Origin of the sequence: Enterococcus sp. E4-150, assembly GCF_035726465.1 — a bacterium.
GTDB lineage: Bacteria > Bacillota > Bacilli > Lactobacillales > Enterococcaceae > Enterococcus_B > Enterococcus_B faecium.
Genome location: NZ_JAPRGK010000018.1, coordinates 1 through 20852 on the forward strand (window position 1 = coordinate 1; position 20852 = coordinate 20852).

The window sequence follows — 20852 nt, forward strand, 5'->3', positions numbered from 1 at the left end:
TCAGTGTAAAATGTACTTGGGTCATGTAACGTCCTCCTGGGTATGTTTTTGTGGTTAAAAACATTGTACCGTAAAAGGGCTGTTACATGGCCTTTTATCTTTTACACAATTATATGGACTTTATCAAAATTTATCTTTTCTTTTTTTTTATTATTTTTGTTTCTTATTTTCTAAAAAATTAAAAAAAATTTTGGTAAATTAAGTATTTCCTTGATAACACTGGCTTTTGGCCTCATTTTAGGTTATCATTTGTAATTTTATTTCACAGTTGATATGATTGTGATGTAAAATAAAAAAGTTTAGGATACATCGAATTTTTGGGGAAATTCTTTTGGGGGTATCCTAAATCTTTTCTATTATATTCCCATATTTTCTATTATTGGTCTAGACGTATGATGGTAAACTTTGTAACTATCTGATTGCTGAATCATCAATTACTTATCGTTAGCCATCTTTGTTTCAAGTTCGCTGGATGATCATTTTATTCACATCCTAACAAACTTGTCACATTTATAGATTCTTAATCTATTTATCATACAATTATAAAAAAGGAGGTGCTGCTTATGAAAGCTATCCATATTTCTTTGCTTTTTTTCGCTAGTGCATTGATTTTATTTGCTATTCATCTTTGTTCCCAGCCTTATATTAATAACAACGGAATATTAGTGGAACCAGCATTCTTTTGCTTACCACTCGGCTTTTTGTCCCTTCTTGCCTCCGCAGGCTTCGGATTTGTTGCTTTTTTTAAACGATCAAAACAACAAATCTGACTTATAAAATTTACGTAAAAGAGATCGTGACAATAATCGTGTGATATTCCCAAATTTCGAATAAAAGGTGCCCCTTGCCATCTCTAACTCCTCAGTCACAAGTTACAATATTCATAAACCATGAAAAGCTTGTTTATTGAAATTGCTCCTTGTGACTTGGAGCTAAGTGACAGATTACAACCTCTTTTGCATCATAAGACTTTACTCCTTGAAAAACATTACTAACTTTTGATATGTTTCTTGCGCTTGTTTATTGCTGAAATCAAACTGATATTCATGGTTCAAAACAGCATTTTTCTCCGCATAATCTACTTTTGTGACTTTCACCTCCGCTTTCTCAAATACATAAGTTACTTCTTCCATTTGTTTCGTAAACGTATTTGTATTTCCATCCGTTAAGAATGTGTTTTGCGTCCAACGATCCGCATGTCTGACCAAGGCTAAACTTTTGACCTTCTCTGATTGTTCAAAGTCCTTATTATCAAAGTAAGCCCATCCACATTTTTCATAAAGAAAGCTAGAGATTTTATCACTTACTTGAGTAAATGCAGAAGGATCCAACAGACCAGACAAAGAAATAAACTTCGTAATCTGCTTGTTCTCCAAAGTCGGATCAAGATGATCAGCTTTTTTAATTTCTTCATTTTGAAGTGCTAATAAATATTCTCCACTAATTTGTGCACCTGCCGAATCTCCACCAATCGAAATATTCGACCAATCTGCTTGATCTTTTATCTCTTTTTTAGCTGCTTGAATGGCTTCGTTCAATTGGATAACTGGTGTAGGATGTTTTGCTTCCGGTGATCGTTCATAATCTATATTTACGATGATTTGCTGCGTGTCTGAACATAGATATTCCAAATAATCACGACAATCATTTTTATCCCCTCCTACATATGCGCCTCCATGCATCCAGAAAAGAATCGGTAATTTTTTCTTTTCCACTTTCGGTGCGTAGATATCCATATTATTATTTTTGTATTTTGAAGGATAGGATATTTCTTTTTTTATATCGATTTGTTCGATTTTTTGCTGGAAATCATCTGGTCGGGCATATACTTGTTCTTTTTCACTTGTGTCAAATTGTTTTCTAACAAGCAAGCTAATCGGCTTTGGTGTGATTTGATTAATCAAAAATACAGTGACTAAAATAACTACGATGATAACTGGTACTGCAATCACTATTCGCTTGAACCATTTCATTCATTTACCCTCTCTTTCTTCGCCAAATCCATGTGATAATCGTGCTAACAGATAAAAATCCACCTGAATAAATGAGAAGCGAATGTTTCTTTTCTCCAGTTTTCGGCAACATTCTTTTTTTTGCATCTGTCTTTTTTTGTACTTTCACTGTCATCTGAATCGGTTGCGTATCATCACTTGATTGATCCTCTCGAGGTTCATTCTTTCCCTTATTGTCTGCATTCTCTGTCGGATCTTGCTTTTTTGGTGGAGCTACTGGGATTTTTTTGTAATGGTAAATAATAGTTGGTATCGTCTCATTAAAAACCCCTTCAGTCGGTCCTTCAACATTTACTAATTCGTATCCTTCGAATGTCTTTTGCTCTGTCATATAATTCTCTCCATAAGCTCCGTAAAGCTGGATTTCGTCCTGGTCTTTGAGTAGACTTTTATTTTTTTCATCCACATACTTTACGTTTATCTGATCATGGAACACTACTTTCAAAAAGTCCGTTACATGTTTCGTGTAGGCAGCATGGTCAACTTCCTGTGCCTTTCCATGCCCTGCTCCTTCTACTAATAAAAGATCTTTATACCCTCCTGATAACTCATATAATTTTTGCGCGTTAGACACAGGTACTACATCATCTGCTGTTCCATGGATAATCAATTTAGGCAATGAATCTGACATTCCAATCGTAGGTAGAGCAGCTTTTGTATCCAAATGCATCTCCTGATCAAAATAGTATTGTTTCAAAAGGCCCATAAATAAATCTTCATGCTCTTGATCCCCAATGATGTCTAACTGATTTTTTATGGCATCCGGTAGTGCGGGGACTACTGTCTGGCTGTACGTAAAACGTAGTTGTTCATCAATTGATGCAAATCCGCAATTTTCAATAATTCCTTTGACATTGACAGGAATATCTTTCGCTAATACATACATCATCGTAGCTGCTCCCATCGAACCACCATAAAGTAAAATCTTTTGAGATGGCCGCTCTCGAACTTCTTGATTTATCCAGTAAAGGACGTCATCTGACTCATATTGTCCATAGGTCACATAATCGCCTCCGCTATTACCAGTCGCTCTGGAATCAACAAATAATAAATTATACCCGGCCTTATAAAAATCATTGTATTCTTCTGTAACGATCCCGTTATTCCAATTCCCTCGAAATCCGCCATGGATCATGACTGTTTTATCTGAACCTTGATCGACATAATATGCATATACATCCATCATTTTGCCATCTTGTTTGTTTAGTACAGTTTGATGAAGTTGTTTTGTATTTGGATAGAAGCCTGTGTTTTCTGTAGGCGTTGTCTCATCATCTGTACCTCCAAGCATCGACATCAACACACTGTTTTTTGCAAAAGCGATATCGTACAATAGATAAGTAGCAATCAGATGTTTGATAATCTCTTTATCTACACCATAATCATTAACAGCAAGCTCAGTGACTAATAACTCTATTAATTTTGACTTGATGTCTTCTGTTGGTCCATTAAGTATTTCTGTCATCTGTTTACCGAAGTAATTCAAATATTCTTTACCATTGAAATTTTCACCTTTACCGATATCATCATTTTCTGTCCCATTCTCTTTGTCACTTACTTTAGCAGAAGAGGATTCGTCGTTTGACATTTTTGTAGCTGTTGCTTCTTCTGTTTGTTGGTTATCTGTGGTAGCGGTCGTTTCTTGATCTGTGCTAGTAACAGATGTCTCAGCCGTTGTTTCAGTATTTGTTTCTGTTTGTGAAGTACTCGATTTCGTTTCATTTCCAGCATCAGTAGTTTCTGTGGTTTCTACCTCCCGAGATTCCGATTCGGAAGAAATGCTCTCTCCATATACTGTCCATTGCGGGACGCTTGTACTTACAGCAAATAAGATGACCAACGCTCCCTTTAATACTTGTTTTGTTCTCAAGCTATTCACTCCTTTTTATGTTTCTAGGAGAATTATATGTAAACGCAAACATTTTTTATACAAAAAATAAATGGTTTATCCCATAAAAATAGAACAGGGTTATTTTCTCATTTTACGTAATAAAGCAGAATGGATAAACCAGTATCCATTCTGCTTTTTTTAAACGAAGAAACAACTTATTGCTCCAAAAATGTCAGAAATCGTTTATCCCAAATTTTCTCGTAAAAAGCGATTGTTTCCTTTGCTTTCATAAAAGGATTATCATAAGTTGTCGTTGCTCCTCTACACATCATAAGCTGGTATCCTAATCCATGAGCAAACTTCACAGTCGTATCTATACAATACTCTGCTTGTGCCCCACATAATTCGATCGAATGACAGTCCAATTCAGTTAATAACATACTCAGATTAGTCTTATAAAATGAATTCGCATGGGTTTTTCTCACAAAATAACTGTGTTCAGGAATAGATAATTCCGACAATAGCTCCCATGGTTTTGTTTCTGGTACTAATTGATCATCTTCGTGTTGAACGAAAATAACTGGCTTTCCAATCGTTTCGTATGTTTTGATTCTTTCATTCACTAATGCTGTCACTGTTTCTAATTCGTGTATCGACGAAGAATCAAAACATACCCCTTTTTGTAAATCGATCACTACTATTGCGTCGGCTGTGTTTGACATACTTGTGCCTTCTTTCTTTTTTCTTGATTTAATAGTATTTCTTATCTAGCTAGTTCCATTATACGTGACAACATTTTCTTATTTTACACCTCTAAATGGCACTTTTCGACTATTTCTTCATGTTATTATTTCATAAATACTTAGCTATTGGAGGAATGTATGATGATTAAATTGTATACAGGTTCTGGCTGCTCGTCTTCAAGACGCGCAAAACGTTGGCTTATCGTCCATGATATACCGTTTATCGAACAGAACTTAATTCGTCAACCACTAACCAAAAATGAATTTATCCACTTACTAAAATTGACAAACAACGGCGTGACCGAAATGCTCTCTACTCATTCTATTAGTTATAAAAATCTTGTTCACAGAATAGACGAGCTCAGTTTGAGTGAACTATACCTTGAGATTCGTACATCCCCTTCTTTATTGAAAAAACCGATTATCTACGACCAGCCTGCAAAACTTTTGACTGGATTTAGCGAAGATAAAATCAGGATGTTCCTTCCTAAAACTAAAAGAAAGCAAGAGCTCAATGAACTCTTACTTTCTGGTCATCTTGTCGATTTTAAAGAAAATAATCTTTTTGCAATGTCTTAATTTTGGCATAAACAATCTGCTGTTCTTAATTAACGAAATCCAATTTTTCCAATATGGATCTATTTTTCTCATTCCTGATTTTTATGATTTCAGCTTTCAGACGCGCCCAATCATTTTTTGTAGGTTGTCCATTCCAGTAAAATATCTGTGTATTCGTTTGATCATATGCCTTTTTGTCGATAGGATAATCGCTAATGACAATATCAGGTAACTGATCAGCGGATGCACTATATTTTATTGGGCGTTCAGTCATAGATAATATCCTTTTCTTTGCCCATAATTCCTGAGTTTTACCGTACTTCGATTGAATATAGAATATGACAGGTTGTTCGTGTTTTATAAAAGTGTCCCTGACTAGCATACAGTATTGAAAAATCAACCGACTGTTCTTTTCATAATAAGTATTAAGCTCTGGAATTCTGCGAGCTACCCCACTAAAAAACTGTTGCATGATTGGATACATCACTGGAAATATATGCTGAAAATCTCTGTCTTCTGCTGATTTTCCGAAAGCATCCACCTTCTTTTTTGTCCCAAAAACCCTTGAATACAAATGGATCATTGCCAAATTGACATATAGATAATTTTTTTCTGAAGTTATAAAACAAATCTTGAAGTTTTTTTCAAAATTTTCTACAATAGACGATTCAATCCAGCCCCAACTTTCTTGTACTTTATCTGGAGCATCCAACAAGTCTTCTTCCAAATAGGTATTCATTACACCAAACATAAAATAAAGGTAAGCTTGCTCTGTTGGAGTGATGTGGTTCATCGACCAGAAGTTTGCTTCAAAAAAAGGCTCTAGTATGTAATGCGTAAACTCTTCTTTTGTTATCAATGGATGCACAAATTTGTTCATCTCTTCTGGGACATACGTAATCGGGTGGCCTTGTTTCATTCGTTGCAACGAAATTCTTAGTAGGCTGATCCATTTCTTTCTATCTATACTACGCGTATATGGCGCATGTTTCGCAAATTTTTCTAATAGTTGACGTTTATTTTTTATACTTGATAATATATCAGAATGATTTTCGTCGAATGACTGCCAATACATCAAGTGAAAAAAGTATCGGATACGGTATTCTTCTCCTTCTATCGGATTACCTTTTTTCAAGCTGCAAGATAAATGATAGTTTTTCAAAATAGTATTAAGTTCTCTTAATTTTCTTTGAATCGTACGCAAACTTATATAATTTTTTTGACTAAGATTTTCTAAGGATTGATAAGTACCTTTGTAAAGTGAATCCAGTAAAATATAACCAATCGTTCCCTCTAACAGTATAGAATAAACTTTACTCAGTAAAAACTGAGAAGAAAACTCGACTTTTATCATCTTGTTTTCTGAAAGAAAAGATAATTTATATTCTGGATACCTTTCGCAAAACGATTCTGCTTGTTGAATCACCGAATTCATCTTAGCCAGGGTGTAGTTTAGATCTAAAGCGATATCCTTCACCACATATAATTTCTCGTCTCTTTCATAACAATAGTTCAAAAATTGATATACTTGCCTTTCATTGATATCAATAAATTCTTCAAACAAAGTACATACTCCTTTTTATCTATTATTTAGACTTATTCCGACAGCTACATGAATAACGTACAAATAGATTCGTTACTGATTTTTCAGAGATACTACCATGCGCAGTGTGCATTGTCAATTATTCTTGCTCTTATTTTCCATTTGTGTTCCTGTTATTTCCTGTTTCTCAAATATGTTAGTAAACAAAAATAGACCTGGCAAAGCTACAACTTCGCCAGGCAATACAGCACTCTCGAATGAAATATTCACTCAAAAATCTATCGTTTTTTATTCAATTTTAGATCTGTTGCTTTTATTCTTTATTTCACTCGATGGAAGAGAGAACGAAAATAGCTTGCTCCTACAATCAAAATGAGTAACACACCCATCCATGTAATTAGCTTGTTCAAGGTTCTACTACCAGTTTCTGGTAAATCGCTTTTTCTATTATCTGTTTCTTTCGCTTTTTCTTGATGAACAATTCCACGAGAAACAAAATCAGGCTGTTTTAGCACACTTTTTAGGTTGCTCCCTGCATTTCTCTTTTGTTCCTTAGTTGGTATGATAGGTACCAAATCAAGTTCATTATTTACTTTTCCTGTGCTGCTTTCACTACTTGTGCTATCCGTACTGCTTGGCGGTCCAACAACTGTCCAACTGCTTGGTTTCAAATTCTCCGTAATCGTCATCTGTCCATCATAAAAAACAATCAAATCAACTTTATCTTTACTCTTGATCTCATCAATCGATAGTTCTGCAGAAATCATTATTGCATACTCAATACCAGCGGTCCATTGTACGTCTTTTAAATAAACTTCCCCAATAACCTTTTCTGAACTTCCATTACCATCCCAACCATATGTTAGAACAGCATGTACATCACTAGCATTCACGTTTTTGTTTGGTTTGACTGGAATAGTAATGACTTGTTGTGTCATGTCATAAACAATCCGATCAGTTTTCACAGTAAATGAAAGATTCTCATTTGCTCGTTCATTTGCAGAAGTACTGATTCCAATCATTGCTGCAATTATACTCAGCCCAAGAATAACAAATAATACGGTCGCTGTTTTCTTCATTTCTATCACTCTCCATATAATTACCTTCTATTTGATAAAGGAATTATATAAAATGAAAATGATGAGAACACGACAGTCAGTTGTGAAAATCTAACAAAAGATGTCGTGTATTCGCTTGAATTTGTTTACTTTTTCGTTTAATCAATGACAGACTTAAAAAAGCAAGACCGATATCAGCCTTGCTTTCTTCATCTTTTATTGATAAACAGCAGTGTATTTCTTCATCCGCTTTGTTTTATATGCATAGAGTAACAAACCAACAATCAAGACTAACAAGAATAATGTAGTCGATATAGATGCTTCAGCCCCAAAGTTTCCCCCAGTAATTATTGTATTTTGCGATTGGATCAGAGTGGAGAAAAAACCTTGTTCTTGCGTTCCGCTGACTGGTATACCCAAAATAGCTCCTTGTGTCCAATTCCAAGTAATATGAGCACCAATAGCCGTAAATAAACTTCCTGTACTGTAGATAAGTGCGCTGAAAAAGCAACCTGCTAAAAAGATATTGAAAACTGCCAGAAATGTCATGTTAGGATTCAATCCGTGCAAAAGAGCAAATAATGCAGCAGATCCAATCATTGCTATTAACGGACCAAATCTAAGCATCTGATGCTGAAAAAAGCCACGGAATAAAAGCTCTTCTGATGCCCCCACTGCAATAAATAAAATAAAACTCGTTATCAGCGGCACAATGTTTGCGTTTCCTGAATCTAACCGATACGCCCCCGTCAAATATAATGGACTAGTAATAAGCAGAAACACTCCAATTCCAACAACGAGACCTCCCGCTAAATACCCCCAGTCTTTTCCTCGAACAGAAACACCATAATCTTCTATTCTTTTTCCTTCGACCTTACTAGCAAGAAATAAAGCTAGTAAAAAAACAGCTAAATGTCCGACCGTACCGGCAATTGCTCCAATCCATTCACTATTTCCAATAAACATATCCGCAAGTGCATTATTGACAAGAATTCCTAAAACAAAACCAACTAAGACTATTAAAACAGATCCAATCAACCGAATAATCCTGATCATCTTTCATCCCTCCTTTATATTAAGTTTAACAACCCTTTTCTTTCTTGTCTCGTAAAAACTATGTAAATGTTCTCCATCATAGAGAGAATAGATTTTTACGAACTAAGAATATCTACAGCAACCTTACGAAAATGAAAGACTGTCTGCCTGGTTCTTCTGTTAGACTGTCTTTAATATGGAAAGGATGGGAAATTTTTTGAAAAAACAACTACTGATTATGTGCCTTTCAGCATTTGCTATTTTGCTATTCTCAGGTTGTCGCAAGTCCAATGAAACAATTGCAACGTTTAAAGGTGGAACACTTACAGTTCAGGATTTTTATGATAACCCAAAAGTTAAATCAAACAATCAAACACTATTAAAAAAAATGATCGTCTTCAAAGCATTTGATGATGTATACGGAAAAGAGATTTCTTCAAAGGAAGTTACAAAAGAATATAATGAACAAATCAAAAAACTCGGTCCAAACTACAAGGAACAATTAAAAGCAATTGGCCAAACGGAAGAGACATATAAGAAACTTTTGAAACAGATGCTGGTTTTCCAGTACGGTTTGAAAGCCAATGTAAAATTAACAGATAAAGAGCTAGACACTGCTTGGAAAGAATTCTATCCAGAAGTTAGTACACAGATCATTCTATTTTCGACTAAAGAAGAAGCAGATAAAGCAAAAAAAGAAGCAAATGAAGGGGAAAATTTCTCCAAGCTTGTTCAAGCTTATGGAAAAAATAGAACATTAAAGGAAACTGATGGAAAAATGAATTTTGATTCAACCAATCCAGAAATTCCTACTGAAGTAAAAAAAGCAGCATTTAAACTAAAAAACGGGGAAGTTTCTGATATCATTCCTGTAACAGATCCAACGACTTATCAGCAAAGCTATTATCTAGTAAAAATGGTAAAAAAACAGGATAAAGGTTCCAATAAAGATAAATACAAATCAGAGCTAGAAAAAATCGCCACGGAAACAAAAACTCTTGATACGGAATTCATGGACAAAACAATCCGTAAAGTGATGAAAAAAGACAATGTAACTATTAAAGATCCTTATGTAAAAAATATATTCAAATAAACAAGTTTGACCCAATTGGGGATGTGGCAAAATTTGAGAAGTGATTTTTGGAAATTCCTTCTTATTTTTGAGGCAAACCACTTTTGCCACAACTTCATTGGGGTCTTTTTTTATTTGTTACAATCATGAGGATATAAATTTAAAAAAGTTTTTTATTTCTATCACATGAATCAATGCGCCATTAAGTTTTTTCACTTGCCGTATCGCTTCAAAAACAACTATCATAAACTCAAACTCGACTGAAAAGTTATTTAAAAAAGACTAAAAATATCCCTTCTGGACTTGTTCTTCTTATTCTGTTATACTAGAGAAACACGAAAGATATTTTTATGCGACACTTTTCATTTGTTTTTATGAAATTTATTCAAAACTGGCGTAACTTCAGAGTTACAAGGATGTATTAGAGGTTAGGGAATACATCGTTTAAATGAGAAATAAGTAATAGTTAGTAATAGTCACTGAAACTTTAAATTAATGAATATTGAATCGTCAGATAGCCTTCTCGAGTTTTCGAGAAGGCTATCGTTTATTTTATGGAGAAATTGATTCAGAAGTAATCAGCGACCTTTTTTAGTTCACCAATCGTTTCTGCTTGGAAAGTTTGCACCCAATCTTCTTGGAAGCCCCTCACTGCTTTATCAATCGAGGGCATCTCTAATACTTGATCTAGTAGCTCTTTACCTAACGTTATCGCATGAGCTCCAGATCGAATGGCTGTAGTGACTTGTTCACAATTTTTGAAACTAGCTGCTAATATTTTTGTTGGACTTTGCGTACGTTCGATCTCAGTCCGCAACGAATCAATCACTTTCATAGCATCAATGCCTTGATTTTGCATCCTGTTATAATAAGGTGCAATATAATCTGCTCCATTATTAATAGCTAAATACCCTTGTAATTCTGTGTAAATAGCTGTACCGGTAATCAAATAACCTTCTTTTTTCAACTTTTTGATCGCTTGAAGGCCTGCTTGATTCACCGGCACCTTGATAAACGTATCTTTTCCCAGTTCTTCTATGATAACTCGAGAATCCTCTATCATTTCTTCTTCCGTTCTTCCTATTGTCTGAATATGGATAGGAATCTGTCCGATTATTTTTTTGATTTCTTTCATATGCGAGAAGAAGTTTGACGCTCCTTCTTTTTTCAGAATAGTAGGATTTGTTGTTACGCCTGTTAAATTCAAAAACTGTTGACAAGAATAAATACTTTTTGTATTTGCTGTATCAAGCATGATTTCCATATAGCTTTCCCCCATTCTGATCCTCTTGATCGATTTTAATGATTGTCCCCTTTCTTAAATGCGGCATTTCCTTATCTTCTACATACATTGTTCCTGGAAGTTCCGGCTCATGAGATCCATCAAATTTTATCGTGATATGTCCTAATTCATTCAAATTAGTTTGGACAACATCTCCTACTTCTGTGATTACATACATTTGTTTATCAAAACAGAGCTTCATATCACAAGTTATTTCTTTTCTTACCTGATTCAATTCAATCTTATAACAATAATCTGTTAATGTTTCCGGTGCTTCATCTCCAAATAAAATCATTATTTTTTCTTTCCTGAATACTTCTGCTTCTATACCAACATCTGTTACAACCGTTTCAAAGATCGTCATCTCTGTTCCTCCTAAACTCAGCTATATAATCCAAAACTTGCTACCCAAGCAATGATAACTCGTGGGATGCCGTTAAGAAATCTTGAATAAAGAACTGATGGTACACCTACTTCTACTGTCTCAGCTTTTGCTTCTTCCAAACCTAGACCGACTGGAATAAAATCACATGCATTTTGAGTATTGATAGCAAATAGTGCCGGTAATGCTAATTGGGGAGGAATATTTCCTTTCCCAATCTCTACACCGATCAATGTTCCAATCACTTGGCTAATAACTGCCCCTGGACCAAGCAAAGGAGATAAAAATGGCAGTGAACAAATAAATCCAATGATTGTTAATCCAACTGCATTTCCTGCTAAAGGTGCCATAATGTTAGCAAATACATTACCGATCCCAGAACCTTGTATCACACCAATTAAAAGGGAAACGAAAGCCGTAAAAGGGATCACTGTCCGGATCATCGTATCTACTGCTTCTCTTGCTGATTGATTGAATGTAGCAACTACTTTTCCCGCGCCCATTCCAATTTTTGCTATCCAGTTTTGCTGCTCTGCTTTTTGCTCGGTTATCTTTTTAGAAGTATCATATTTGTACTTTTTATCTGGAGATGCAGTATTTACTGTTTCTTTGTTATCATCAGTTTCCATTAGTGGCTGTATTTGTTCTAACCCTACTGCTGAAACATAAATATCTTCAGTGATATATTGTGCTAATGGGCCACTTTTTCCTGTGGGAACGATATTGATGGTTGGTATCCCTTTTTTAGGATAAATTCCACATCTAAGAGTCCCTCCACAGTCAACGATTGCAAGCGCGATTTCACTATCAGGTATTGATGTTTTGAATCCATTGATAGACTCCATACCTGTCAGTTCTTCTATTTTATCTACGATCATTGGCCTCTCACCTCCACCTGTGACATAGATGAACTTGTGTTTATCTTTTGTCGGCCTAATAATCAAAGGACCTCCATACCCGCCGTTTCCTTTTACGATCTTGATATCACTATACATTTAAAACTCTCCTTTCTCTAATCAACTGAAAGCTCTACTTTTTTGCTAAGAACGATTCCTTGCTGTCTGCATACAAATCCAGTAGTAAAATCAGTTATCCAACCACCAATAAAGTTCATCAGCAGTCCCACAAGCAAGTATCGGATAGCCAGCTCCATCGAATTTAGCCCTAAGGTTTCGATCCCTTGAGCAATCCCCATCCATACAAACAATTCTCCAGGATTAATATGGGGGAATACACCATTGCTCGTATGACAAAATTGAGCTTGAGCAGCATAATAGCTTGGTTTGTAGTATTCTGGAAGGAAACGAGCCATTGTAAATGACATAGGATTTCCCAACATAAAAGCAGATAAGAATGGTAACACAAGGTAACGAGTAAGCGGATTTTTCGCTGATAATTTGGCTACTTTCGTTACTCGGTCTTCACCTAAAAAAGCAATCAGCGTATTCATTGCAACCATCAGCATCAAGACAACTGGTACGATTCCTGTCATCCAGCTTATGAATGTTTCTGCACCTGTTTGGAACAGCCTCATAAATCCCTCAGCAAATTTTGTTATGATATCCATCGTTTGTCACTCCTTTTTTCTTTGATCGTACTTTTCCATATCCGAAAATTATTGAGCATAGCAATAAAAGGCAATGAAGGTTGTTCACTTTTTTCATTTCCTGCCTCTATTCGTAAGTATACTTCTCTGGCATTTTCTAAAGTTGCTTGTGTCAAACGATCTTCCGCTCGAACTGAGGGATGGTAACGATCGATGTAATGGATATCTTCACCCGCATAGACAGGTAATGAATGAAATTTTGCCAAAGATGTAACCCCTTGCATTTTTCTGACTTCTAAAACTTGATCATGATCGTCTATAGCTAGCATAACAATCGTGCCTGAACGGATTTTCCCAGGTCGTTTACCAATCGCTACTTTTCCTTTTCTTCGCAGTTCGCTATATGTTTGATTGAAATGCTTTAGTTGCTTCCAACCGATAACTGCTTGCAGCACATAAGCTGAAGCTGCGAAAACTATGAATAGATACATATCATTCATGAAGTCTCTCTCCTTTACTTTTGATTAGTTTTAAAAATGATTCTTGTGTCGGTGCTAATTCAATAAACTCATCTATTCCCATTTTTATGAGTTCAAATAGGATATCGTATAGCTCAAATAATTCATTCTCAACTTCAGCCGTCATTTCTTCAGGTATGGCAAATAAAAAAATAACTCCATTTCCTCCTGTTTCTGCTAAACCTTGATCAGTTATTAGCCCTACTGATAAAACAATGTGTTGAGATAGCTGGTTGGTTGTGTGAGGAAAAGCAAATTCTTTGTTAACAAATGTGCTTTGCTGAGATTCTCTTTTCAAGATCCTTTTTTCAAATTCTTCATCCACATAATAGCCTCTGATCAAAGGAGCGACTAATTTGTTTAAATATTCTTGATACGTCTTTTTTTCTTTCCATATTTGATAGAAAAAAACAGTAGAATGAAACCCGACTAATCGCTTTTTTTTTGCTTTTTGCCATTGTGCCCTTAACCAAGAGTCATCGAAAAGATTAGTCAAATGGATCACCGGTGTCTCTTCATTTACATTTTTTAACGGAATCGTTGTAAAAACAGCGAAATATTTGTTTAGATCTACTTTTTCATATTGTTCTTCTGAAACATGTGTTATTTGTATATCCCTCCCCAATATCCTTTTGATTTGTCTTTGGATCATTAATGCTGTTCCTTTTCCTGTCGTATGAACAATGGCTACTTTTTTAGAGGAAAAATGCTCTTTTTGATATCGAAATGCTAACTCCAAATACAACGTTAGGTAGCTGATCTCTACTTTAGAGATCTTATGTTGCAAGATAGCTTCTAATGCTTGTATGCATTCGCTAGCGATTTGGTAAGAAAAAGGATACTTTTTTTCTATCTCACCATAAAATAAATCAGTCAATCGATAACGAAAAATTACCCGATTTATCAATAAAGAGAGGTGCTGTTTCATCTCTTGATATAAGAAGGACTCATCCAGATCAATGAGATCTAATCGTCGAATACGCATCATCATAGGGTCGAAATATAAGCGCAAATCAGAGTTAGCTTTCCTTATCATCGTTATACTTGTGTTGATGATGTTCAAAGGAAAACTGATAAAATCTTTTTCATATTGGCTCAAAGTTAGTTCATAGATTTCTTCCAACTGATTGATCAGTTCATTAAATTCTTGGATATATTCAAAACACCCACTGTAACGATTGATGGGCTTCTTCAACAGATAGTTACTAGAGATTCTATTCAAAGAAATACCGATAACTTTCGTCAAAAGGGTGATTTCTTGTTTACTAGCATTCGTCTTCTTCTGAAAATGTTTGATTGCTTGTTTTTCTTCTAGAAACTGTTCTGTTTTCGTCTCTGAAAAGTAGGGAGAAACAAAATAAAACAAAAGTAGTCGTAATTCTAGCTCATCTCCTATTATTCTTAGTCCTTTATTTGGTGTGCCTGTAATCTTTACATCAAAATCATTGATCATCTCTTTTAATGTCTTTAGATCCTTGACCACTGTTCCTCTGCTGACACCGACTTCTTCAGACAAATCATCCATACGTAAGAAATCCTCTGTTTCGATCAGCCTATTTAGTAAATAAGCGATTCTTTTGGATGCCGAATTGAAATCACTGGCTGTTTTCAATTTTCCTTGCATGATCTCATCAAAAAAATCAAAATCATAAATTTCAAGTTCAAAATGTTTGTTTTTTTGGATGATTTTTGCAATACCGGCAATTTCTTCATTCAACTCCCCAATATCTTTTTTTATGGTTTGATTACTGGTTTTGATTTCTTTTTGCACTTCCTGGATTGAAACTTTCTTCTGAGTGACTAGTAATTTCAATAATTGGTACCATCTGTTTACTAGCGTCACGTGCGTCCCCCCTATCCTTTATCCTCTTGTTTTACCTCCTGAAATATTAGTCGTGACTCCAGTGATATAACTTGATCTTTCTGAAAGATAATAGCAGACTAGATCCGCCACTTCTTGCAGCTTACCACTCCTTCCTAGAGGGATCGTACTTGTTCGACTGTAACCGTTTCTCAGCTGTTCGACGCTTATACCTCTCGTATAAGAAAGAGCTTCTTCATATTCTTGTGTTCTCAAACCGGTTTCTTCCAGTATCCCTGGTGCAACACCTACCACACGAACATTCCTCTTTCCTAACTCTTTTGCCCAAGAACGAGTAAAACTGTTCATCGCTGCTTTTGTAGCAGCATAACAGCTCTGTCCTTCTGATCCTTCCAATCCTGATTCAGAAGAAAGATTCACGATCACTCCTGATCCCTTTTGCACCAAGATTCTTCCAACTGCTTGGCTCATCAAATATACACTTTTTTGATTGACAGCTATCATCTTATCAAAAACTTGTTCTGATAATTCATACTTGCTTTTTGGATGATTTCTATCTATTAGAAGAGAAGGAATATTTATTCCTGCATTATTGACTAGACCATCGATCGTCTTGAAATGTTTCATTACTTTATATATCCCTTCTTCTATGTCCGTTTTAGAAGACACATCGACTTTTAAAGATAGTAGGTTTTCATGCTGTATACGGCATTCAGTTACATCAAAATTCGCTACTTGTGCATTCTGCTTCAACAAATTTTCGACGATACTTCTTCCAATTCCTGAGGAACCTCCAGTTACAATTACTACTTTTCCTGCAATATCCAACCAATCCGACATATGTGATCCTCTCCTTCTTTTTTCTTACAAATCCAGTATAAAAGCTCACTAAAAAAAATTAAGACATGAAATTTACAGCTTCAGCTAAAAAATGTGTACTAATGGAAGAGCAAAAAAAATTTTCATCTTTTTGCATAGATTGCTAAAATTCCTGAGCGTTATATAAGCAATGTTTCTCTTTTTGATATATAATTGTTTTATCATTTAAGAAAGGAGAATTCTAATGAAAACTTTAGATGCTATTGCATTAACTTTATTGATTGTGGGAGGGTTGAACTGGCTGTTGGTAGGCTTGTTCGAACTTGATTTAGTAGCTATGATTGCTGGTGGTTCAACAACTATTTTTGCGAAGATCATTTATATCGTCGTAGGTATTTGTGCGATCTACTGCTTGAAATTTTTCCCAATGATTACTAGAAAAGTTGATGAAAGATATTAGAAAGCTATAATTATTAAAAAAGTTATTATCTTCATGAACCTTCCCTTTATTGGGAAGGTTTTTTCATTTTAAACCATCTGCTTTTCTTTGTTTAAGTGATATACTGAATAAAGATAATCTATTTTAGGAGGAGCTATCATGCATAAAGGGATTTACGCAGGCTTGTTGGGAACTGTAATACTTTTTTCTGCCTGTGGATATAAAACAAAGAATTCTGTTAAAGAATCTTCAGCAGCCATTTCAACAACTGAGGTTGGTTCAACTAAAAGTACTTCTACTACTTCCATTACTAATACTTCTACTGGTAATGTAGATTCGCAACATAGCCAATCAAGTATTCAGTCGTCTAGCATTTCTTCAACATCTGAAATGCAAGAAAGCACTGTACCTTCTCTTCCATTAGAAAACTCTGACAAAGCACTTCTATTTCTTATTGCCCACCGTTCCGAATTACAAAGTGACGATATTGTTATTAGCTTTTATCAAAAAATTGATCGAGATTATTTGTTCACAGCTTCCAGCAAACAAATCCGTTCCCAAGGAGGATCTGGAAGCGTTGGTTTTTATCGAGTGTCACCCGAAGCATCGATTACGATGACAGATGCAAATGGAACACCATTTTGATTAGATGATATTATACGGATTTACAGTACTAGCAAGTCATTATTGGTATCATTTTTTCTGAGAAAGTTATACGGAGTATAAATAAGCATTTGCATTAACCTAATAATTCGTTACAGCTATTTCTCTTATGAATATACTCACTTCTCTACTTGCTCTCTTGATAAATTTTTGGTATCTACTTCATTTTCGGTCAACTGAGTTAATGAAATTTATTGTCGGGCGGTTTTCTAGATTCAATTTTTCTATATTTGGATAGAAGAATTTACTTTTTTACCTTTTGACATATTTTCTTCTTATTATTTTAATGATCCCTTTTTCAAATTAGAAAGATAGCCTTTGTATCGTATTAGATGAAATATTCACAAAGCTAACCATTATACTTGCATTTTTTTCAAAATAGAGTTATTACGTAAATAGGGATAAATAAAAAATACTTATTGAAAGGATGATCAAAAATGGCAAATGTACCTAGCATTCGCGACATGTTCCCTGATTTCAATGACGTGTTTAGTCCAGCATTCAATGATTTTTTAGGTGTTTCAAGTTATCCAAAAGTAGATTTAGTCGAAAATGAAAAAGAATACAAACTAACTGCTGATATGCCTGGCTGTGACAAAGAAGACACGACAGTTGAATATTCAGATAATACTTTGACGATCTCCGCCAATCATGAGTCCCATACAGAAGATAAAGAAGATGGCAACTATGTACGGAAAGAAAGACATTCGGTCTCTTACAAACGTTCATTCTATCTTCCTAATGTTGATGAAGAAAAAATCACTGGAACCTTTAAAAACGGTGTGCTGAAATTGGTATTACCTAAAACAGCTCATCAGCCAAAAGAAACAAAAAAAATTGAGTTAAATTAGAACTTATCGCCTCTCGATGAATGAGGGGCGATTTTTATATATTTGGATAAGAACGAGTATGTTTAAATTTTCAAAATGAGCAAAAAAATATTTTGTTTTTACGATAAAGATGTTATGATCTCTCTTGGTAAAAAATATGGGAGTTGATCATTTGATTGTCTTAAGTAAACTTTTGTTTTGGATACCATTTATCATAATGACCAGTGCTTTCTTTTACTTATTCAAAAGGCCTAACAAATACTTACTCTTATCTGCTTGTCCGATGATCTATTTTATCCATAAGATTAGAGGATTTTATTATTACGACTCTGGTATCTCATTGTTTTGCTACGAAATCGGCTTATTAGCTTCGGCCATCTTTTTCATATTTGTGTTAGAATATTTCAGAAAAAAATAAACTTCCAGTCAGTTTTGGCTGGAAGTTTTTTATTTGGTGCAGATCTTTTCAGCTGTTATTCATACAAGTTGATCCATTTTTCTATTATTAAGTACATACCATTGTTACTCTTTGAATGTGGGGGAGAAAAAAATAAAAGGAGCTGGTATTTTGTTAGTTATGAGTAAAGCTTTGTTTTTACTTCCCTGCACGTTCATGTTTATTGTTTTATGTTATTTCAAAAGAAGAAAAAAATGGTGCTGGATCGATGTTCTACTATTCCTTCCCTTTTTCCCGCTTATTTATTTTCTTGAAGAAATATGGGATGATATGGCATGTGATTCTGCTTTTCTTTTTAGTCATTCATTGGGGCTTATGATCTCTCTTATGATCTTTGCCATTGTGCTATTTTTTTTGAATAAAAAATAATGTATTAAAATGTATTAACTCGTTTGTCCCAACTTCCAAAACATATTTTTGAAAGTTGGGTGTTATCTTTTTTGAAGTATAAAAAGATCTCAAATCAATCCACTTTACTTTCTTATTATGTTATTCATAGTAACAAAATCCCACCTACTTTATCTTATAACTTGATTTTTTGCATAAAAACTAAATAAAGAGTGCGGCATTTCGCACTTTTTTATTATAGATAAACGTTTAGACAAATTGGAGTACTTCTAGTGTCGTGATACATTGGCATAGAAATTACTTGCAGTTTTTAGGTTTACATAATTTAATTATAGTTACGCTCTATTTTATCTCCCATTCACTAATATTTCAAAGATGATTTCTCCATCTCGTTAATTATTATAGAAAATCATATGACAAAAGTGTTAGCTTTTTCGATTGGATTCTTGCTCAACTTTATTAATAATACAACTGTCACTTGTTTCATTTATTTAATTAGGAGGGAAAAATTTGAATACTGTTAGCTTGAAAAAAGGATTTTCTAACTTTGATCTAAAAATTTTAGGGATTACGTTGATGTTTATCGATCACATTCATCAAATGTTTTATCCGTTTGGTGCTCCCGATTGGCTGGATTGGTTTGGTAGGCCAGTTGCTACTTTGTTCTTTTTTATAAGCGTTGTAGGCTTCTCACATACACATGATAAAAAGAAATATATGAAGCGACTTTATTTCTCAATGGTTCTTATGGCTTTCTTCACTTATTTTCTTGGTAATATCGTTCATTATGATGAAGTGGTATTGATAAATAATATTTTTAGAGATTTGTTTATTGGTACGGTCATGATGTATGCATTTGATCTTTTCACTGATGGAAAAAATACTGGAAGTTGGAAAAAGATTCTTACAGGTATTTTCTTGTTCATTTTACCAATCTTACTCTCACTATTTATTCCCTTGTTATTTTCCAGTCCAGTAATCGTTCAAAATAAAATTGTTTTTATGCTGATTACGTCATTTTTACCTGCACTGCTTTTAGCAGAAAATAATTTTATGGTTCTTTTGATTCCTTTACTTTATTTAGCAAGAAATCACCGTAGCATTCAATGTATTATTATCTCAATCGTTGCCGGCATATACTTCTTCTTGGGTACGACCCAGTGGATAATGATCTTTTCAGTCATCCCGATATTGTTATATAACGGACAAAAAGGAAAAGGAATGAAATATTTCTTCTATATCTTTTATCCGGCACATATTGCCCTATTATATTTGCTATCCGCGTTTTTATATAAATACTAGACTAATTATTAATGAAAGAAAAACTTGTCATAAACACTTAAAGAATCCCATGAAACTTATGCAGGAGAATTCACCATTTCGATTTAGTTCCTTTCCTTAGTCTTTTTTACCCATTCCATGTTACAATCGCTTTGCAATCGATCTCACAAAAAGGAATCTGGAGGGAAAAAGATGAAGCAAATATTGCCGTTTTTGACGTATAATGGTCAAGCAGAAGAAGCAATCAATTGGTATCACAAAGCTTTTCCTAACTCCGAAATCACTAAGTTGAATCGGTATGGAGATACCAGTAAAGAGGAACCGGATCTTATACTTGAAGGCGAACTGAAATTAGGCAATCAAGTAATTGGATTTTTGGATATGTCAAAAGATTTCCCTGCACCTGCCTCCACCTGGGCATCTACCATTTTGATTGAAGTAGATGATCAGGCAGAATTCGATCAGGCGTTTAATACATTAAAAGATAGCGGAACTGTAATGATGCATGAAAAAAACTATGAGAAGTATACGGAAGTTTGCTGGGTGACTGACAAGTTTGGCTTTACTTGGCAATTGTTATTCTAAGCATGAGATAAAACGTAAAAAACGATAG

Annotated in this window: 23 protein-coding genes and 1 pseudogene; 10 read left to right on the forward strand and 14 right to left on the reverse strand. The window is 34.6% G+C overall.

Translation table 11 applies throughout. From position 1 onward, the window contains the following. Window positions 1-563: 563 nt before the first annotated feature. On the forward strand, window positions 564-770 hold the full coding sequence (locus OZ002_RS11730) for a DUF3955 domain-containing protein (protein WP_002296638.1): 207 nt from the start codon (window positions 564-566) through the stop codon (window positions 768-770). 201 nt (window positions 771-971) lie between these two features. Here OZ002_RS11730 and OZ002_RS11735 read toward each other — a convergent pair whose 3' ends face one another. From OZ002_RS11735 to OZ002_RS11745, 3 genes are all read right to left on the reverse strand, one after another. Beyond that, window positions 972-1973, reverse strand: coding sequence for an alpha/beta hydrolase (locus OZ002_RS11735; RefSeq protein ID WP_002331727.1), 1002 nt, complete (start codon window positions 1971-1973; stop codon window positions 972-974). A gap of 4 nt (window positions 1974-1977) precedes the next feature. Beyond that, window positions 1978-3891, reverse strand: coding sequence for an alpha/beta fold hydrolase (locus OZ002_RS11740; RefSeq protein ID WP_016627996.1), 1914 nt, complete (start codon window positions 3889-3891; stop codon window positions 1978-1980). A gap of 167 nt (window positions 3892-4058) precedes the next feature. After that, window positions 4059-4565 carry a cysteine hydrolase family protein gene (locus OZ002_RS11745; RefSeq protein ID WP_002331725.1) on the reverse strand — a complete coding sequence of 169 codons (507 nt, stop codon included), beginning with the start codon at window positions 4563-4565 and terminating at the stop codon, window positions 4059-4061. A 159-nt stretch (window positions 4566-4724) separates the two neighbouring features. On the opposite strand from OZ002_RS11745, the gene OZ002_RS11750 reads away from it, so the two are divergent. Further along, window positions 4725-5165: a Spx/MgsR family RNA polymerase-binding regulatory protein gene (locus tag OZ002_RS11750; RefSeq protein WP_010727728.1), complete on the forward strand. Its 441-nt coding sequence runs from the start codon at window positions 4725-4727 to the stop codon at window positions 5163-5165. Between the two features lie 25 nt (window positions 5166-5190). On the opposite strand, the gene OZ002_RS11755 is transcribed toward OZ002_RS11750, so the two are convergent. From OZ002_RS11755 to OZ002_RS11770, 4 genes and pseudogenes are all read right to left on the reverse strand, one after another. Then, the gene (locus OZ002_RS11755; protein ID WP_061605280.1) at window positions 5191-6219 is read right to left on the reverse strand and encodes a hypothetical protein; all 1029 of its coding nucleotides are present in this window, start codon (window positions 6217-6219) and stop codon (window positions 5191-5193) included. Between the two features lie 54 nt (window positions 6220-6273). Beyond that, window positions 6274-6579: pseudogene (locus OZ002_RS11760) on the reverse strand (helix-turn-helix domain-containing protein); the annotation flags it as partial. A gap of 428 nt (window positions 6580-7007) precedes the next feature. Then, entirely contained in the window at window positions 7008-7766 is a 759-nt protein-coding gene (locus OZ002_RS11765) for a cell wall anchor protein (protein WP_156248985.1), read from the reverse strand. A gap of 195 nt (window positions 7767-7961) precedes the next feature. Beyond that, window positions 7962-8801 (reverse strand): CPBP family intramembrane glutamic endopeptidase, encoded by an 840-nt coding sequence (locus OZ002_RS11770; RefSeq protein WP_002296628.1) that lies wholly within the window; start codon window positions 8799-8801, stop codon window positions 7962-7964. A gap of 184 nt (window positions 8802-8985) precedes the next feature. Between OZ002_RS11770 and OZ002_RS11775 the strand changes: the two genes are divergently transcribed. Continuing rightward, entirely contained in the window at window positions 8986-9873 is an 888-nt protein-coding gene (locus tag OZ002_RS11775) for a peptidyl-prolyl cis-trans isomerase (protein ID WP_156248984.1), read from the forward strand. Window positions 9874-10420: 547 nt separating this feature from the next. Here the strand turns inward: OZ002_RS11775 and OZ002_RS11780 are convergent. From OZ002_RS11780 to OZ002_RS11810, 7 genes are read right to left on the reverse strand one after another with little or no spacing between them, the layout of a single operon-like run. Next, window positions 10421-11116, reverse strand: coding sequence for a fructose-6-phosphate aldolase (locus OZ002_RS11780; protein ID WP_016628000.1), 696 nt, complete (start codon window positions 11114-11116; stop codon window positions 10421-10423). After that, window positions 11100-11498, reverse strand: coding sequence for a PTS glucitol/sorbitol transporter subunit IIA (locus OZ002_RS11785; protein ID WP_325083389.1), 399 nt, complete (start codon window positions 11496-11498; stop codon window positions 11100-11102). The genes OZ002_RS11780 and OZ002_RS11785 overlap by 17 nt, the downstream gene beginning before the upstream one ends. Before the next feature lie 17 nt (window positions 11499-11515). After that, on the reverse strand, window positions 11516-12511 hold the full coding sequence (gene srlE, locus OZ002_RS11790; protein ID WP_325083390.1) for a PTS glucitol/sorbitol transporter subunit IIB: 996 nt from the start codon (window positions 12509-12511) through the stop codon (window positions 11516-11518). 17 nt (window positions 12512-12528) lie between these two features. Beyond that, window positions 12529-13083: a PTS glucitol/sorbitol transporter subunit IIC gene (gene srlA, locus OZ002_RS11795; RefSeq protein ID WP_002289423.1), complete on the reverse strand. Its 555-nt coding sequence runs from the start codon at window positions 13081-13083 to the stop codon at window positions 12529-12531. Next, window positions 13071-13562, reverse strand: a complete 492-nt coding sequence (locus OZ002_RS11800) for a transcriptional regulator GutM (RefSeq protein ID WP_125179277.1) — start codon at window positions 13560-13562, stop codon at window positions 13071-13073. Before OZ002_RS11800 ends, srlA begins: the two co-directional genes overlap by 13 nt. Beyond that, window positions 13555-15423, reverse strand: a complete 1869-nt coding sequence (locus OZ002_RS11805; RefSeq protein WP_016628002.1) for a BglG family transcription antiterminator — start codon at window positions 15421-15423, stop codon at window positions 13555-13557. The genes OZ002_RS11800 and OZ002_RS11805 overlap by 8 nt, the downstream gene beginning before the upstream one ends. 18 nt (window positions 15424-15441) lie before the next feature. Continuing rightward, complete coding sequence (locus OZ002_RS11810; protein ID WP_002289420.1) at window positions 15442-16242, reverse strand: SDR family oxidoreductase; 801 nt, start codon at window positions 16240-16242, stop codon at window positions 15442-15444. Window positions 16243-16465: 223 nt separating this feature from the next. On the opposite strand from OZ002_RS11810, the gene OZ002_RS11815 reads away from it, so the two are divergent. From OZ002_RS11815 to OZ002_RS11845, 7 genes are all read left to right on the forward strand, one after another. Then, the gene (locus tag OZ002_RS11815; protein ID WP_002289418.1) at window positions 16466-16681 is read left to right on the forward strand and encodes a DUF378 domain-containing protein; all 216 of its coding nucleotides are present in this window, start codon (window positions 16466-16468) and stop codon (window positions 16679-16681) included. Between the two features lie 138 nt (window positions 16682-16819). Beyond that, complete coding sequence (locus OZ002_RS11820; RefSeq protein WP_125179280.1) at window positions 16820-17305, forward strand: hypothetical protein; 486 nt, start codon at window positions 16820-16822, stop codon at window positions 17303-17305. Window positions 17306-17760: 455 nt separating this feature from the next. After that, window positions 17761-18174, forward strand: a complete 414-nt coding sequence (locus OZ002_RS11825; RefSeq protein ID WP_002299276.1) for an Hsp20/alpha crystallin family protein — start codon at window positions 17761-17763, stop codon at window positions 18172-18174. A gap of 136 nt (window positions 18175-18310) precedes the next feature. After that, entirely contained in the window at window positions 18311-18571 is a 261-nt protein-coding gene (locus OZ002_RS11830; RefSeq protein WP_002322258.1) for a hypothetical protein, read from the forward strand. A gap of 117 nt (window positions 18572-18688) precedes the next feature. Next, entirely contained in the window at window positions 18689-18979 is a 291-nt protein-coding gene (locus tag OZ002_RS11835; RefSeq protein WP_025480068.1) for a hypothetical protein, read from the forward strand. A 489-nt stretch (window positions 18980-19468) separates the two neighbouring features. After that, window positions 19469-20260: a TraX family protein gene (locus OZ002_RS11840; RefSeq protein ID WP_325083394.1), complete on the forward strand. Its 792-nt coding sequence runs from the start codon at window positions 19469-19471 to the stop codon at window positions 20258-20260. A gap of 171 nt (window positions 20261-20431) precedes the next feature. Next, window positions 20432-20824, forward strand: coding sequence for a VOC family protein (locus tag OZ002_RS11845; protein ID WP_002323082.1), 393 nt, complete (start codon window positions 20432-20434; stop codon window positions 20822-20824). The last annotated feature ends 28 nt before the right edge of the window (window positions 20825-20852 follow it).